This window comes from Streptomyces sp. NPDC008238 (assembly GCF_042956445.1).
Lineage (GTDB): Bacteria > Actinomycetota > Actinomycetes > Streptomycetales > Streptomycetaceae > Actinacidiphila.
The window spans coordinates 671,166-687,977 of the sequence record NZ_JBIBGK010000002.1 but is presented as its reverse complement, the minus strand read 5'-3'; the positions used below and the strand labels follow the sequence as shown (position 1 = coordinate 687,977).

Annotated in this window: 9 protein-coding genes; 8 read left to right on the top strand and 1 reads right to left on the bottom strand. The window is 69.1% G+C overall.

All coding sequences use genetic code 11. The features are described from left to right. The first annotated feature begins 265 nt into the window (after window positions 1–265). The 7 genes from rpoB (at window position 266) to tuf (ending at window position 13,025) form a co-directional block, all read left to right on the top strand. Window positions 266–3,754: a DNA-directed RNA polymerase subunit beta gene (rpoB, locus tag ACFZAU_RS08035; protein ID WP_499606440.1), complete on the top strand. Its 3,489-nt coding sequence runs from the start codon at window positions 266–268 to the stop codon at window positions 3,752–3,754. 98 nt (window positions 3,755–3,852) lie between these two features. Further along, the gene (locus ACFZAU_RS08030) at window positions 3,853–7,752 is read left to right on the top strand and encodes a DNA-directed RNA polymerase subunit beta' (protein WP_499606441.1); all 3,900 of its coding nucleotides are present in this window, start codon (window positions 3,853–3,855) and stop codon (window positions 7,750–7,752) included. A 171-nt stretch (window positions 7,753–7,923) separates the two neighbouring features. Next, window positions 7,924–8,355: a DUF1707 and DUF4190 domain-containing protein gene (locus ACFZAU_RS08025; RefSeq protein WP_499606442.1), complete on the top strand. Its 432-nt coding sequence runs from the start codon at window positions 7,924–7,926 to the stop codon at window positions 8,353–8,355. 299 nt (window positions 8,356–8,654) lie between these two features. Continuing rightward, window positions 8,655–9,026: a 30S ribosomal protein S12 gene (gene rpsL / locus ACFZAU_RS08020; RefSeq protein WP_014144289.1), complete on the top strand. Its 372-nt coding sequence runs from the start codon at window positions 8,655–8,657 to the stop codon at window positions 9,024–9,026. A gap of 2 nt (window positions 9,027–9,028) precedes the next feature. Then, window positions 9,029–9,499 (top strand): 30S ribosomal protein S7, encoded by a 471-nt coding sequence (gene rpsG, locus ACFZAU_RS08015; protein WP_018558864.1) that lies wholly within the window; start codon window positions 9,029–9,031, stop codon window positions 9,497–9,499. 42 nt (window positions 9,500–9,541) lie between these two features. Further along, window positions 9,542–11,671 carry an elongation factor G gene (gene fusA / locus ACFZAU_RS08010; RefSeq protein WP_499606443.1) on the top strand — a complete coding sequence of 710 codons (2,130 nt, stop codon included), beginning with the start codon at window positions 9,542–9,544 and terminating at the stop codon, window positions 11,669–11,671. Window positions 11,672–11,831: 160 nt separating this feature from the next. Continuing rightward, a complete protein-coding gene (tuf, locus tag ACFZAU_RS08005) occupies window positions 11,832–13,025 on the top strand; it encodes an elongation factor Tu (protein ID WP_319135252.1) in 1,194 nt (397 codons plus the stop codon). A 115-nt stretch (window positions 13,026–13,140) separates the two neighbouring features. Here tuf and ACFZAU_RS08000 read toward each other — a convergent pair whose 3' ends face one another. Next, window positions 13,141–15,189 (bottom strand): PIG-L family deacetylase, encoded by a 2,049-nt coding sequence (locus ACFZAU_RS08000; protein WP_500551490.1) that lies wholly within the window; start codon window positions 15,187–15,189, stop codon window positions 13,141–13,143. A gap of 261 nt (window positions 15,190–15,450) precedes the next feature. Here ACFZAU_RS08000 and ACFZAU_RS07995 point away from each other — a divergent pair, with 261 nt between their 5' ends. Then, window positions 15,451–16,632 (top strand): S8 family peptidase, encoded by a 1,182-nt coding sequence (locus tag ACFZAU_RS07995; RefSeq protein WP_500551489.1) that lies wholly within the window; start codon window positions 15,451–15,453, stop codon window positions 16,630–16,632. The last annotated feature ends 180 nt before the right edge of the window (window positions 16,633–16,812 follow it).

Below are 16,812 nucleotides of genomic sequence, written 5' to 3'. Positions count from 1 at the left end.
TCACAACAAGGGGATCCCACGGACCCCTCCGGAGGACGAGATTGGTGCAGCACCGGTCTCCGAAACTCTGCACTGGACATCAGTGTGCCAAGTGGCTACACTGACCCTTTGCGCTGCCTGTTAGCTGCCGCCTGGCCCGTCACCAGGGGCAAGCCCAAGCCTGAGCACACATGAGGAACCGTCCTGACCAGGGCATCCTTGTCTGCGCCCGGGGGCGGAAGCCGGTACGCGCGTAGTGAGTCCGAGCCCTCGGAAGGACCCCCTCTTGGCCGCCTCGCGCAACGCCTCGACTGCCAATACGAACAACGGCGCAAGCACCGCCCCGCTGCGCATCTCTTTCGCGAAGATCAAGGAGCCGCTCGAGGTCCCGAACCTCCTCGCGCTGCAGACCGAGAGCTTTGACTGGCTTCTCGGCAACGCCGCCTGGAAGGCTCGCGTCGAGGCGGCCCTGGACAGTGGTCAGGACGTCCCCACCAAGTCCGGTCTGGAGGAGATCTTCGAGGAGATCTCGCCGATCGAGGACTTCTCCGGGTCGATGTCGCTGACCTTCCGCGACCACCGTTTCGAGCCTCCGAAGAACTCGATCGACGAGTGCAAGGAGCGGGACTTCACGTATGCCGCGCCGCTCTTCGTCACGGCCGAGTTCACCAACAACGAGACCGGCGAGATCAAGTCCCAGACGGTCTTCATGGGCGACTTCCCGCTCATGACCAACAAGGGCACCTTCGTCATCAACGGCACCGAGCGTGTCGTGGTGTCCCAGCTGGTGCGCTCGCCGGGTGTCTACTTCGACAGCCAGATCGACAAGACGTCCGACAAGGACATCTACTCCGCCAAGGTCATCCCCTCGCGTGGTGCCTGGCTGGAGATGGAGATCGACAAGCGCGACATGGTCGGTGTCCGCATCGACCGCAAGCGCAAGCAGTCCGTCACCGTCCTCCTGAAGGCGCTCGGCTGGACCACCGAGCAGATCCTCGAGGAGTTCGGCGAGTACGAGTCGATGCGCGCCACCCTGGAGAAGGACCACACCCAGGGCCAGGACGACGCGCTGCTCGACATCTACCGCAAGCTGCGTCCGGGCGAGCCGCCGACCCGTGAGGCCGCGCAGACGCTGCTGGAGAACCTCTACTTCAACCCCAAGCGCTACGACCTGGCCAAGGTCGGCCGCTACAAGATCAACAAGAAGCTGGGTGCCGACGCGCCGCTGGACGCCGGTGTGCTGACCGTCGAGGACGTCATCTCGGCGATCAAGTACCTGGTCAAGCTGCACGCGGGCGAGACCGAGACCACCGGCGACAACGGTTCCTCCGTGGTCGTCGAGGTCGACGACATCGACCACTTCGGCAACCGTCGTCTGCGCAACGTCGGCGAGCTCATCCAGAACCAGGTCCGCACCGGTCTGGCCCGCATGGAGCGCGTCGTCCGCGAGCGGATGACCACCCAGGACGTCGAGGCGATCACGCCGCAGACCCTGATCAACATCCGGCCGGTCGTCGCCTCCATCAAGGAGTTCTTCGGCACCAGCCAGCTGTCCCAGTTCATGGACCAGACGAACCCGCTGTCGGGCCTGACCCACAAGCGCCGTCTGTCCGCGCTGGGCCCCGGTGGTCTGTCCCGTGAGCGGGCCGGCTTCGAGGTCCGTGACGTGCACCCGTCCCACTACGGACGCATGTGCCCGATCGAGACCCCCGAAGGCCCGAACATCGGTCTGATCGGCTCGCTGGCCTCCTACGGCCGGGTCAACGCGTTCGGTTTCGTGGAGACCCCGTACCGCAAGGTCGACGAGAACGGTGTCGTCACCGACGAGGTCAACTTCCTCACGGCCGACGAGGAGGACCGCTACGTCATCGCCCAGGCGAACGCCCCGCTGACCGACGACGACCACTTCGCGGAGTCCCGCGTCCTGGTGCGCCGCCGTGGTGGCGAGATCGACTACGTCCCCGGCGAGGACGTGGACTACATGGACGTCTCGCCGCGCCAGATGGTGTCGGTCGCGACCGCCATGATCCCGTTCCTCGAGCACGACGACGCCAACCGCGCGCTCATGGGATCGAACATGATGCGCCAGGCCGTGCCGCTGCTCAAGGCGCAGGCCCCGCTGGTCGGCACCGGCATGGAGTACCGCTGCGCGGTCGACGCCGGTGACGTCATCAAGGCCGACAAGGACGGTGTGGTCCAGGAGGTCTCCGCGGACTACGTCACCGTCGCCAACGACGACGGCACGTACAACACCTACCGGGTGGCCAAGTTCTCCCGCTCGAACCAGGGCACGTCCTTCAACCAGAAGGTCGTCGTGGACGAGGGCGCCCGCGTGATCGCCGGCCAGGTGCTCGCCGACGGCCCGTCCACCGAGCGCGGTGAGATGGCGCTCGGCAAGAACCTCCTGGTGGCGTTCATGCCGTGGGAGGGCCACAACTACGAGGACGCGATCATCCTCAGCCAGCGCCTGGTGCAGGACGACGTCCTCTCCTCGATCCACATCGAGGAGCACGAGGTCGACGCCCGTGACACCAAGCTCGGCCCCGAGGAGATCACCCGGGACATCCCGAACGTCTCCGAGGAGGTCCTGGCCGACCTCGACGAGCGCGGCATCATCCGCATCGGCGCCGAGGTCGTCGCCGGCGACATCCTGGTCGGCAAGGTCACCCCGAAGGGCGAGACCGAGCTGACCCCGGAGGAGCGCCTGCTGCGCGCGATCTTCGGCGAGAAGGCCCGTGAGGTCCGTGACACCTCGCTGAAGGTGCCGCACGGCGAGACCGGCAAGGTCATCGGCGTGCGCGTCTTCGACCGCGAGGAGGGCGACGAGCTGCCGCCGGGCGTGAACCAGCTGGTCCGCGTCTACGTGGCGCAGAAGCGCAAGATCACCGACGGTGACAAGCTCGCCGGCCGTCACGGCAACAAGGGCGTCATCTCCAAGATCCTGCCGATCGAGGACATGCCGTTCCTGGAGGACGGCACCCCGGTCGACATCATCCTCAACCCGCTGGGCGTCCCGTCCCGGATGAACCCGGGACAGGTCCTGGAGATCCACCTCGGCTGGCTCGCCGCGCAGGGCTGGGACGTCTCCGGCCTCGGCGACGAGTGGGCGCGCCGCCTGGCGGCCATCGGTGCCGACCAGGTCGCTCCCGGCACCAACGTCGCCACCCCGGTGTTCGACGGTGCCCGCGAGGACGAGATCGCCGGTCTCTTCGAGGCCACGATCCCGAACCGCGACGGCCGGCGCATGGTGCTGCCCTCCGGCAAGGCCCGGCTCTTCGACGGCCGCTCCGGCGAGCCGTTCCCGGACCCGATCTCGGTCGGCTACATGTACATCCTCAAGCTGCACCACCTGGTGGACGACAAGCTGCACGCCCGTTCCACCGGTCCGTACTCGATGATCACCCAGCAGCCGCTGGGTGGTAAGGCGCAGTTCGGTGGTCAGCGCTTCGGTGAGATGGAGGTGTGGGCCCTTGAGGCGTACGGCGCGGCCTACGCGCTGCAGGAACTCCTCACCATCAAGTCCGACGACGTCCTGGGCCGCGTGAAGGTCTACGAGGCGATCGTCAAGGGCGAGAACATCCCCGAGCCGGGCATTCCCGAGTCCTTCAAGGTGCTCATCAAGGAAATGCAGTCGCTCTGCCTCAACGTGGAGGTGCTGTCCTCGGACGGCATGTCCATCGAGATGCGCGACACGGACGAGGACGTCTTCCGCGCGGCGGAGGAGCTCGGAATCGACCTGTCCCGGCGCGAGCCGAGCAGCGTCGAAGAGGTCTGACGGGCCGGCCGGGGAGCCGCCAGTGAGCGGCTCCCCGCCTCCCCCGGACCGTTCAGACATGTTTGACTTTCGACCCCGAAAGAGGGATTGACGACAAAGTGCTCGACGTCAACTTCTTCGACGAGCTGCGGATCGGCCTTGCGACCGCGGACGACATCCGGCAGTGGTCCCACGGCGAGGTCAAGAAGCCTGAGACCATCAACTACCGCACCCTGAAGCCCGAGAAGGACGGACTCTTCTGCGAGAAGATCTTCGGCCCCACCCGGGACTGGGAGTGCTACTGCGGCAAGTACAAGCGTGTCCGCTTCAAGGGCATCATCTGCGAGCGCTGCGGCGTCGAGGTCACTCGCGCCAAGGTGCGTCGTGAGCGGATGGGCCACATCGAGCTGGCCGCTCCCGTGACCCACATCTGGTACTTCAAGGGCGTTCCGTCGCGGCTGGGCTACCTGCTCGACCTCGCCCCGAAGGACCTCGAGAAGGTCATCTACTTCGCCGCCTACATGATCACGTGGGTGGACGACGAGCGGCGCACGCGCGACCTGTCCTCGCTGGAGGCCCAGGTCTCCGTCGAGCGCCAGCAGATCGAGCAGCGCCGTGACGCGGACATCGAGTCCCGGCAGAAGAAGCTCGAGGCCGACCTCGGCGAGCTGGAGGCCGAGGGCGCCAAGTCCGACGTGCGCCGCAAGGTGCGCGAGGGCGCCGAGCGTGAGATGAAGCAGCTGCGCGACCGTGCCCAGCGCGAGCTCGACCGGCTCGACGAGGTGTGGTCCCGCTTCAAGAACCTCAAGGTCCAGGACCTGGAGGGTGACGAGCTGCTCTACCGCGAGCTGCGGGAGCGCTTCGGCACCTACTTCCAGGGTTCGATGGGTGCCGCGGCGCTGCAGAAGCGCCTGGAGTCCTTCGACCTGGACGAGGAGGCCGCCAAGCTCCGCGAGATCATCCGTACCGGCAAGGGCCAGAAGAAGACCCGTGCGCTCAAGCGCCTCAAGGTCGTCTCCGCCTTCCTGCAGACCACCAACAAGCCCCAGGGCATGGTGCTGGACTGCGTCCCGGTGATCCCGCCGGACCTGCGTCCGATGGTGCAGCTGGACGGTGGCCGCTTCGCGACCTCCGACCTGAACGACCTGTACCGCCGCGTCATCAACCGCAACAACCGCCTCAAGCGCCTCCTCGACCTCGGTGCCCCCGAGATCATCGTGAACAACGAGAAGCGCATGCTCCAGGAGGCCGTGGACGCGCTCTTCGACAACGGCCGTCGTGGTCGCCCGGTCACGGGCCCCGGCAACCGTCCGCTGAAGTCGCTGTCCGACATGCTCAAGGGCAAGCAGGGCCGGTTCCGTCAGAACCTGCTCGGCAAGCGCGTCGACTACTCGGCCCGTTCGGTCATCGTCGTCGGCCCGCAGCTCAAGCTGCACCAGTGCGGTCTGCCGAAGGCCATGGCGCTGGAGCTCTTCAAGCCGTTCGTGATGAAGCGCCTGGTGGACCTCAACCACGCGCAGAACATCAAGTCGGCCAAGCGCATGGTCGAGCGCGGCCGCACGGTCGTGTACGACGTGCTCGAAGAGGTCATCGCCGAGCACCCGGTGCTGCTGAACCGTGCGCCGACCCTGCACCGCCTGGGCATCCAGGCCTTCGAGCCGCAGCTGGTCGAGGGCAAGGCCATCCAGATCCACCCGCTCGTCTGCACCGCGTTCAACGCGGACTTCGACGGCGACCAGATGGCCGTGCACCTGCCGCTGTCCGCGGAGGCGCAGGCCGAGGCCCGCATCCTGATGCTGTCCTCGAACAACATCCTCAAGCCCGCCGACGGCCGTCCGGTGACGATGCCGACGCAGGACATGGTCCTGGGTCTGTTCTTCCTCACCACGGACGCGGAGGAGCGCGAGCTCCGGGGCGAGGGCCGGGCGTTCGGCTCGACCGCCGAGGCGATCATGGCCTTCGACGCGCGCGAGCTCTCGCTGCAGTCGAGGATCGACATCCGGTTCCCGATCGGGACCGTCCCGCCGCGTGGCTGGACCCCGCCGGCGGACGTCGAGGGCGAGGAGCCCTGGCAGCTCGGTGACTCCTTCCGGCTGAACACGACCCTGGGCCGTGCGCTCTTCAACGAGCTGCTGCCCGAGGACTACCCGTTCGTGGACTACCCGGTCGGCAAGAAGCAGCTCTCCGAGATCGTCAACGACCTCGCCGAGCGCTACCCGAAGGTCATCGTGGCGGCGACGCTCGACAACCTGAAGGCGTCCGGTTTCCACTGGGCGACCCGTTCCGGTGTCACCGTGGCCATCTCCGACGTGGTCGTGCCCGAGGCCAAGAAGGCCATCATCGCGGGCTACGAGGCACAGGACGAGAAGGTCCAGAAGCAGTACGAGCGCGGTCTGATCACCAAGGACGAGCGCACGCAGGAGCTGATCGCGATCTGGACCAAGGCGACCAACGAGGTCGCCGAGGCGATGAACGCGAACTTCCCGAAGACCAACCCGATCTTCATGATGGTCGACTCGGGTGCCCGCGGAAACATGATGCAGATGCGTCAGATCGCGGGTATGCGTGGCCTGGTGTCCAACGCGAAGAACGAGACCATCCCGCGGCCCATCAAGGCGTCGTTCCGTGAGGGTCTCACCGTGCTGGAGTACTTCATCTCCACCCACGGTGCCCGTAAGGGTCTCGCGGACACCGCCCTGCGTACCGCCGACTCCGGTTACCTGACGCGTCGTCTGGTCGACGTCTCCCAGGACGTCATCATCCGCGAGGAGGACTGCGGCACCGAGCGCGGCCTCAAGCTGGCGATCGCCGAGCGTGCCGAGGACGGTTCGCTGCGCAAGACGGAGGACGTCGAGACCAGCGTGTACGCGCGCTGTCTCGCGGAGGACGTCGTGGTCGACGGCAAGGTGCTGGCCACGGCCGGTACCGACCTGGGCGACGTGCTCATCGAGCAGCTCATCCACAACGGCGTCGAGGAGGTCAAGACCCGCTCGGTCCTGACCTGCGAGTCCGCGGTGGGCACCTGCGCGATGTGCTACGGCCGTTCGCTCGCGACCGGCAAGCTGGTGGACATCGGCGAGGCGGTTGGCATCATCGCCGCCCAGTCCATCGGTGAGCCCGGCACCCAGCTGACGATGCGCACCTTCCACACCGGTGGTGTGGCCGGTGACGACATCACCCAGGGTCTGCCGCGTGTCGTCGAGCTCTTCGAGGCGCGTACCCCCAAGGGTGTCGCCCCGATCTCGGAGGCGGCCGGCCGCATCCGGATCGAGGAGACCGAGAAGACCAAGAAGATCGTCATCACCCCGGACGACGGTGCCGAGGAGATCGCCTACCCGATCTCCAAGCGTGCCCGTCTGATGGTCGGCGAGGGCGACCACGTCGAGGTCGGCGAGAAGCTGACCGTGGGTGCCACCAACCCGCACGACGTGCTGCGCATCCTGGGTCAGCGGGCCGTCCAGGTCCACCTGGTCGGGGAAGTCCAGAAGGTCTACAACTCGCAGGGCGTGTCGATCCACGACAAGCACATCGAGATCATCATCCGGCAGATGCTCCGCCGGGTGACGATCATCGAGTCCGGCGACGCGGAGCTGCTGCCGGGCGAGCTGGTCGAGCGCGGCCGCTTCGAGACCGAGAACCGTCGGGTCGTGGCGGAGGGTGGCCACCCGGCCTCCGGCCGTCCGCAGCTGATGGGTATCACCAAGGCCTCGCTGGCCACCGAGTCCTGGCTGTCGGCCGCCTCCTTCCAGGAGACGACCAGGGTCCTGACGGACGCGGCGATCCACGCCAAGTCCGACTCCCTGCTGGGCCTCAAGGAGAACGTCATCATCGGCAAGCTCATCCCGGCCGGTACGGGTCTGTCCCGCTACCGCAACATCCGGGTCGAGCCGACCGAGGAGGCCAAGGCCGCGATGTACTCGGCCGTCGGCTACGACGACATCGACTACAGCCCGTTCGGCACCGGCTCCGGCCAGGCCGTCCCGCTGGAGGACTACGACTACGGCCCGTACAACGGCTGAGTCGTCCGCTCGAAGCCGCTGGGCGGTCATCCCTTCGGGGGTGGCCGCCCAGTGGCTTTCCGCCTTCCCTGAAGGGCCTGTGGGGCGGTCCGGCCGGGGAGGGGCGGCACGGTCCGGCCGACCGTGCGACGGGACACCCTCGGAACGTGGTTTTCCGGGCATAATGGAGCGATGCGGGCTGCCAACGATGATCGTGAGCGTACGGTGGACGTGCTCAAGGTGGCGTTCGCCGAAGGCCGGTTGACCCAGCCGGAGTTCGAGGACCGGGTCGGGCTGGCCTACCAGGCGGTGACCTTCCAGGAGCTGTACGGCCTCACCGCGGACATCCCGCGTCCCCGCCGGCTGCCCACGCCGCCGCCGCCCGTCAACGCCAAGGCGGTCGCCTCGCTGGTCTGCGGCGCGGTGGGGATGTTCGGGCTGCTGGTCCCGGGGATACCGGCCGTGGTGCTGGGGCACATGGCGCGGCGGGAGATCCGGCGCACGGGTGAGCGGGGCGACGCGCTCGCGGTGTGCGGTCTGGTGATGGGATACCTTCTGACCGCGTTCACGGTCGCGATCACCGCGATCGTCGTTATGGTGGTAGTGGCGGTCAGTCACGGCTGAGTGCGTTCACGCGAGCCCCGGAGGGGCCCGGCGGGAGGGTGCGGCATTGGCCGAGACCATATGTTTTGACCGAAGGCTGAGCGCTGGGTACGCTCTGACCTTGTGCCTGGGGTGTGCCCGGGTTCTCGTGCGTGCACTTGTCCGTACGGGACACCGAGGCCGATACGCCGACAAATACGCATTTTCGCTTCGGCGGAAATCGTATGAGGTGCGCGACACACCCGACCGCGTGGGTCGGCGTGAGCCGCTGAAACCCCAGGTTAGAAGTATCGAGTCGGCACACAGAAACCGGAGAAACGGTGCCTACGATCCAGCAGCTGGTCCGAAAGGGCCGGCAGGACAAGGTCGAGAAGAACAAGACGCCCGCGCTGAAGGGCTCGCCCCAGCGCCGCGGCGTCTGCACGCGCGTCTACACGACCACCCCGAAGAAGCCGAACTCTGCCCTGCGTAAGGTCGCTCGTGTGCGACTGACCAGCGGCATCGAGGTCACCGCTTACATCCCGGGTGAGGGTCACAACCTGCAGGAGCACTCCATCGTGCTCGTGCGTGGTGGCCGTGTGAAGGACCTGCCGGGTGTTCGCTACAAGATCATCCGCGGCTCGCTCGACACCCAGGGTGTCAAGAACCGCAAGCAGGCCCGCAGCCGCTACGGCGCCAAGAAGGAGAAGTAAGAATGCCTCGTAAGGGCCCCGCCCCGAAGCGCCCGGTCATCATCGACCCGGTCTACGGTTCTCCTCTGGTGACGTCGCTCGTCAACAAGATCCTGCTGCACGGCAAGCGCTCCACCGCCGAGCGCATCGTGTACGGCGCCCTCGAGGGCCTGCGCGAGAAGACCGGGCAGGACCCGGTCATCACGCTCAAGCGCGCCCTGGAGAACGTCAAGCCCTCCCTGGAGGTCAAGTCCCGCCGTGTCGGTGGCGCGACCTACCAGGTGCCGATCGAGGTCCGCCCCGGCCGTGCCAACACCCTGGCGCTGCGCTGGCTGGTGGGTTACTCCCGCGCCCGCCGCGAGAAGACCATGACCGAGCGTCTGATGAACGAGCTGATGGACGCCAGCAACGGTCTGGGCGCCGCGGTCAAGCGTCGCGAGGACACCCACAAGATGGCCGAGTCCAACAAGGCCTTCGCGCACTACCGCTGGTAGTCCGCGCCCCCATCGAGAGAACCGAGAGAAGACTGAAGCCTTATGGCTACCACTTCACTTGACCTGGCCAGGGTCCGCAACATCGGGATCATGGCCCACATCGACGCGGGCAAGACGACGACCACCGAGCGGATCCTGTTCTACACCGGTGTCTCGTACAAGATCGGCGAAGTCCACGACGGCGCTGCCACCATGGACTGGATGGAGCAGGAGCAGGAGCGCGGCATCACGATCACGTCGGCCGCGACGACCTGCCACTGGCCGCTGGAGAACGTCGACCACACCATCAACATCATCGACACGCCGGGTCACGTCGACTTCACCGTCGAGGTGGAGCGCTCGCTGCGCGTGCTCGACGGTGCCGTGACGGTGTTCGACGGTGTCGCCGGTGTCGAGCCGCAGTCCGAGACCGTCTGGCGTCAGGCGGACCGCTACGGTGTGCCGCGCATCTGCTTCGTCAACAAGCTCGACCGCACCGGCGCCGAGTTCCACCGCTGCGTCGACATGATCGTGGACCGCCTCGGTGCGGTTCCGCTGGTCATGCAGCTGCCGATCGGTGCCGAGGCCGACTTCAAGGGCGTGGTCGACCTCGTCCAGATGAAGGCCCTCGTCTGGTCCGCCGAGGCCACCAAGGGCGAGATGTACGACATCGTCGACATCCCGGAGACCCACACCGAGGCCGCCGACGAGTGGCGCGGCAAGCTGCTCGAGGCCGTCGCGGAGAACGACGAAGAGATGATGGAGCTGTACCTGGAGGGCACCGAGCCCAGCCAGGAGCAGCTGATGGCGGCCATCCGCCGCATCACCCTCGCCTCCAAGGGCGGCGCGGGCTCCGTCACCGTCACCCCGGTGTTCTGCGGCACCGCGTTCAAGAACAAGGGCGTCCAGCCCCTGCTCGACGCGGTCGTGCGCTACCTGCCGTCACCGCTGGACGTCGAGGCCATCGAGGGCCACGCCGTCGGCGACGCCGAGCAGATCATCAAGCGCAAGCCGTCGGACGACGAGCCCTTCTCCGGCCTCGCGTTCAAGATCATGAGCGACCCGCACCTCGGCAAGCTCACCTTCGTCCGGGTGTACTCGGGCCGCCTGGAGTCCGGCAGTTCCGTGCTGAACTCCGTCAAGGGCAAGAAGGAGCGCATCGGCAAGATCTACCGCATGCACGCGAACAAGCGTGAGGAGATCGAGTCGGTGGGCGCCGGCGACATCGTCGCCGTGATGGGCCTGAAGCAGACCACCACCGGTGAGACGCTGTCCGACGACAAGAACCCGGTGATCCTGGAGTCCATGGACTTCCCGGCGCCGGTCATCCAGGTCGCGATCGAGCCCAAGTCCAAGGGCGACCAGGAGAAGCTGGGTGTCGCCATCCAGCGTCTCTCGGAGGAGGACCCCTCCTTCCAGGTCCACTCGGACGAGGAGACCGGCCAGACGATCATCGGCGGCATGGGCGAACTGCACCTCGAGGTGCTGGTCGACCGCATGAAGCGCGAGTTCAAGGTCGAGGCGAACGTGGGCAAGCCCCAGGTCGCCTACCGCGAGACCATCCGCAAGGCGGTCGAGCGGATCGACTACACGCACAAGAAGCAGACCGGCGGTACCGGCCAGTTCGCGAAGGTGCAGATCGCGCTGGAGCCGCTGGAGGGCGGAGACGCCTCCTACGAGTTCGTCAACAAGGTCACCGGTGGCCGCATCCCCCGCGAGTACATCCCGTCGGTGGACTCCGGTGCCCAGGAGGCCATGAAGTTCGGCATCCTGGCCGGCTACGAGATGGTCGGCGTCCGCGTCACCCTTCTCGACGGTGGCTACCACGAGGTCGACTCCTCCGAGCTGGCGTTCAAGATCGCCGGTTCGCAGGCCTTCAAGGAGGGCGCCCGCAAGGCGAGCCCCGTCCTCCTCGAGCCGATGATGGCCGTCGAGGTCACCACGCCCGAGGAGTCCATGGGCGACGTCATCGGCGACCTCAACTCCCGCCGTGGCCAGATCCAGGCCATGGAGGAGCGCAGTGGCGCCCGGGTCGTCAAGGGCCTGGTGCCGCTGTCGGAGATGTTCGGCTACGTCGGCGACCTCCGCAGCAAGACGTCGGGTCGCGCGAGCTACTCGATGCAGTTCGACTCCTACGCCGAGGTTCCCAAGAACGTCGCCGAGGAGATCATCGCGAAGGCCAAGGGCGAGTAACCCAGCAGTTGTTCCCGCACTAGGCTTGACCGGGAGGCTTGGGGGCATTCCGCCGCGAACCGCAAGGGGAGCGTCGGATGCCCCGGCCGCCCGTAACCCAGCAAAGATCACCCTGGCGCCGATGAAGTAAGGCGTACAGCAACTCCACAGGAGGACCCCAGTGGCGAAGGCGAAGTTCGAGCGGACTAAGCCGCACGTCAACATCGGCACCATCGGTCACATCGACCACGGTAAGACGACCCTCACGGCCGCCATTACCAAGGTGCTGCACGACGCGTACCCGGACCTGAACGAGGCCTCGGCCTTCGACCAGATCGACAAGGCTCCCGAGGAGCGCCAGCGCGGTATCACCATCTCCATCGCGCACGTCGAGTACCAGACCGAGGCGCGCCACTACGCCCACGTCGACTGCCCCGGTCACGCGGACTACATCAAGAACATGATCACCGGTGCCGCGCAGATGGACGGCGCCATCCTCGTGGTCGCCGCCACCGACGGCCCGATGCCGCAGACCAAGGAGCACGTGCTCCTGGCCCGCCAGGTCGGCGTTCCGTACATCGTCGTCGCCCTGAACAAGGCCGACATGGTGGACGACGAGGAGATCCTGGAGCTCGTCGAGCTCGAGGTCCGTGAGCTGCTCTCCGAGTACGAGTTCCCGGGCGACGACCTGCCGGTCGTCCGCGTCTCCGCGCTGAAGGCGCTGGAGGGCGACAAGGAGTGGGGCGAGAAGCTCCTCGGCCTGATGAAGGCCGTGGACGAGGCCGTTCCCACCCCGGAGCGCGACGTCGACAAGCCGTTCCTGATGCCGATCGAGGACGTCTTCACGATCACCGGTCGTGGCACCGTCGTCACCGGTCGTATCGAGCGCGGCATCCTCAAGGTCAACGAGACCGTCGACATCATCGGCATCAAGACCGAGAAGACCACCACCACGGTCACCGGCATCGAGATGTTCCGCAAGCTGCTCGACGAGGGCCAGGCCGGTGAGAACGTCGGTCTGCTGCTCCGCGGCATCAAGCGCGAGGACGTCGAGCGCGGCCAGGTCATCATCAAGCCGGGTTCGGTCACGCCGCACACCGACTTCGAGGCCCAGGCCTACATCCTGTCGAAGGACGAGGGTGGTCGTCACACCCCGTTCTTCAACAACTACCGCCCGCAGTTCTACTTCCGTACCACGGACGTGACCGGCGTCGTGACCCTCCCCGAGGGCACCGAGATGGTCATGCCGGGCGACAACACCGCCATGACGGTCGCGCTGATCCAGCCGATCGCCATGGAGGAGGGCCTCAAGTTCGCCATCCGCGAGGGTGGCCGGACCGTCGGCGCCGGCCAGGTCACCAAGATCCTCAAGTAAGGATCCCGGCGATCTGCCGCTTGCCGTAGGCGAGCCGTACGAGGGCCCCGGCCCACCGTTCACGCGGTGGGCCGGGGCCCTCGCCGTCGTTCCGGGGACGGGGCGGGACGGGTCCTCACACCGGGGTGCGCAGTCGCGGCCGCCAGATCCAGGGCGTCGCGTCCGTACCGAAGCCCACGACGGCCGGCCGGTCCCCGGGGCCGGTGTGCAGCGCCGGGAACCCGTACCCGGGGGCGCCCGGGCGGGCCGCGGCGGCCGGGTGCGCGAGGCCGGCGACGTGGACGGTGCCGTCGCCGGCGCGGCCGGCGAGCAGCCCGTGGGCCAGGGCGAGGGGGCCGTAGCCGTCGAAGTGCCGGGAGCGGTCCGGCCCGAGCGCCGCCCGGACGAGGCCCAGCCGGTGGACGAGGAGTTCGTCGCTCGCGGGCGGCCGGTAGACCAGCGACAGGGAGCCGTCGGGCTCCGCCGCGGCGGCCGGGGGATCGGCGGAAACCGGCAGCGCGGTCAGCGCCCGGCAGACGAGCGGCCGGCCCGGCGCGTCCTGGGACCAGTGGTGGACGGCGGTGCGTCCGGCGGCGAACACATGCACCCGCCCCTCGCGGTCCACGACCGCGCTCAGCCCGTCCTGCACCTCGCCGCCGCCCAGGTCCCGCCAGCCGGTCCAGCCGCCTTCCGGGTCCCGCACGCGGGTGCTCAGGCCCTTGGCGGCGTTGCGCACGAACAGGTGCACCCGGCCGTCCGGCGCCGCCACCGCGACGGGCACGCCGATCCTGCGGCCCCGGTCCGGGTCGTCCTCGGGGCAGCCGAGCCCCTGCCAGTCGCGGCCCCCCTCCAGCACCACCACGTCCCGGGTGTCGGCCGCCCGGTCGCTCTCCAGCGAGGCGAAGCGCAGCGCGAACAGCAGCGGCCCGCCGCCCACCGGGTCGGTGACGACGCTCAGCGCGGGGGCGAGCGGTCCGCCGCCCAGGTCCCGCGGCGGGCCCCAGCGCCCGCTGCCGGGGGCGGTCTCGCGCCAGCGCACCGCCCGGGTGCCGAGCACGCCGTGGGCGACCAGCCGCCCCCGCGCGTCCGTGCCCGGCACGAGGCGGGTGCCGGGGTGCCGGTAGTGGGTGCTGCGCACCCAGCCCTTGCGGTTGGTCAACGGCCTGCCCAGGCCGACCTGGTAGTCGCCGCAGCCGGAGGGGTCGCCGCACGGCCAGTCCGGGGCGCCGCCGTACGGGGCGAGGTAGCCGGCCTTGCGGCGCAGCAGCGCGGGCGGGAGGTTGTGGGGCCAGTGGCGGTTGTAGTAGCCGCGGTAGGCCGTCGTCAGGAAGGCGGGCGCGACGCCTTCCTCGCGGGCCACGGTGTCGGCGTACCGGGCGATCGCCTTCCACGTGAACAGCGCGGTCGCGGTGTGGTCCCAGTGGTCGCTGTAGCCGAGTTGCTCGATGTCCCGTCGCCAGGTGGCCTCGTTGGCCTCCAGGTCCGGGTCGGGGTCGAGCGTGTGGACGACGGTGGGCCGGTGGCGGCGCAGCAGGCCGGCGAGCACGTCCACCAGGAGCTCGTGGGTGTAGGTGCCCCTGGTGGCGTTCGGTGAGCCCGCCGAGGTGAAGGTCGGCAGCGTCATGCCGGGCAGTTGCCACAGCTGCGGCAGCCCGACCCTGACGGTCGTGCCGTGCATGGCGAGGTTGAGGAAGACCAGCACCGCCTCGCGGCCGCGCACCCGCAGCGTGTCGACCTCGGCGGTGAGGCCGTGGGCGAGCCGTGTGGTGCCGCGCCGCCAGGGCGTGAAGACGTCGGTGCCGAGCATCGCGGCGTAGGCCTGCCGCAGTCCCTGGTGGCGGGCGGCGGAGTAGGCGGCCTTGTCGGGGGCCGGACGGGGTTGCCCCGGTGGGCGGTTGACGCCGTGCGCCTCGCCCGCGGTGACGTAGACCGACACCACGGGGACGCCCGCCTCGACGAGCTGCACGGTGTCCGGGTTCATGAAGTACAGCTCGTCGTCGGGGTGCGCCAGCACCTGCAGCAGCCGTGCCCGGGCGGGTACGGCGCGGAACGCCAGGGGTCCGGGCGCCGGACCGGTCGCGGCGGTCCCGGGCCGGGCGCAGCCGCCCACGGCGGCGGCCGCGGTGCCGGCGGAGAGGGCGGCGGCGGCGGAGAGGAGGCGCCGGCGGGTGGCAACGATCTTCACGCCCGGCTAGAGGGCCGTTCCGTCCGCGAGGTTGCCGGACGCCCCTGCGGCGTGCGCCACTCGGGCGACGCGCTACGTCACCGGGGCGACACCTGACGCGGCGGCGTGACGGCGTGTCCGCGTGATGCCGTGTCCGCGTGACGGCGGACCGCCGTGCCCGCTCGCCCGATTGGCGCGCTGCGCGAGCAGGGCCCGAGCACTCGGTGTTACGACTTGTGACGTTCGGTGCACACCCGTACGAGTCCTCCGAGGAGCCCCGCCATGCGCCTGTCCCAGCGCCGGGCAGTGGTCGTCGCCGCCGTCCTGACGGCCGTCCTGCCCGCCCTCGGCGGGGCCGCCGCGGCGCCGGAGCCGCCCGGGGCCCCGCTGCGGATGGCGGCGCACGGCGGCATCACCGGGCAGTACCTGGTGATGCTGCGGCCGGGCACCGACCCGGGCTCGGTGCTGCGCAGCGTCGAGGCGCGGGCGATGTTCACGTTCACCAGCGCGCTGGTGGGCTTCGCCGCCCGGCTGACCGACGGACAGGTCTCCCGGCTGCGCGCGGTGCCGGGGGTGGAGACCGTGGAGCAGGACGCCGAGGTCGCGGCGCCGAAGCCGGACACGCAGACGGCCGCGGCCGCCGCCGAGGTGTCCTGGGGCCTGGCCCGGATCGGCAGCCGGGCCCGCGACGGCGCCGCCTTCGGCGTGCGGGCGACGGGAGCCAAGGTCACCTCGTACGTGATCGACACGGGCATCGACTTCGGGCACGCGGAGTTCGGCGGGCGGGCGGTGCCGGGGTTCGACGCGGTGGGGGACGGCGGGAACGGCGCCGACTGCAACGGGCACGGCACGCACGTCGCGGGGACGGTCGGCGGCGCCACCACCGGGGTCGCCCGGGCGACGAAGCTGGTCTCGGTGCGGGTGCTGGGCTGCGACGGGCGCGGTTCGGTGGCCACGGTGGTCGCCGGGATGAACTGGGTGGCCGAGCACGCGCTGAAGCCGGCGGTCGCCAACCTGTCGACCGGCGGCGCGCGCAGCGAGACGGCCGACCGCGCGGTGGAGGGCCTGGCCGCCGCGGGCGTCTTCCCGGTCGTCGCCGCGGGCAACTCCGACGAGGACGCCTGCGAGGTCTCCCCGGCCGGGGCGCCCGGCGCGTTCACCGTCGCGGCGACCGACGAGAGCGACCACAAGGCGTCGTTCAGCAACTGGGGCGGCTGCGTGGACCTCAGTGCCCCCGGCACGGGGATCACCTCCGCGGCCATGGGCGGCGGCCTGGTCCGCATGAGCGGCACCTCGATGGCCGCACCGCACGTGACCGGGGTGGCGGCGCTCTACAAGGACACCTTCGGGGACGCCTCCACGCCCTCCCTCGCCGCCTGGCTGCTGGCCAACGCCACCCCCGGCGTCCCGGTCGACGCCCCGGCGGGCACCCCGCGGCTGCTGGTCTACACATCCGGACTGTGACCCGGGTTTGGAGGAACGGGGGCGGGGGGTAAGGTACTGCGCCCCGATTGGCGTCCGACGCGTCCGGTATGGCAGACTAGCCGGGTTGCTCGGTCGAGCGCCGATGCTGCGCGCCTCCCGTCGGGAGGACCGGAAGCGAGTCCCACAGTACTCGTCGTCCCTCGCGGGACGGACGTACGG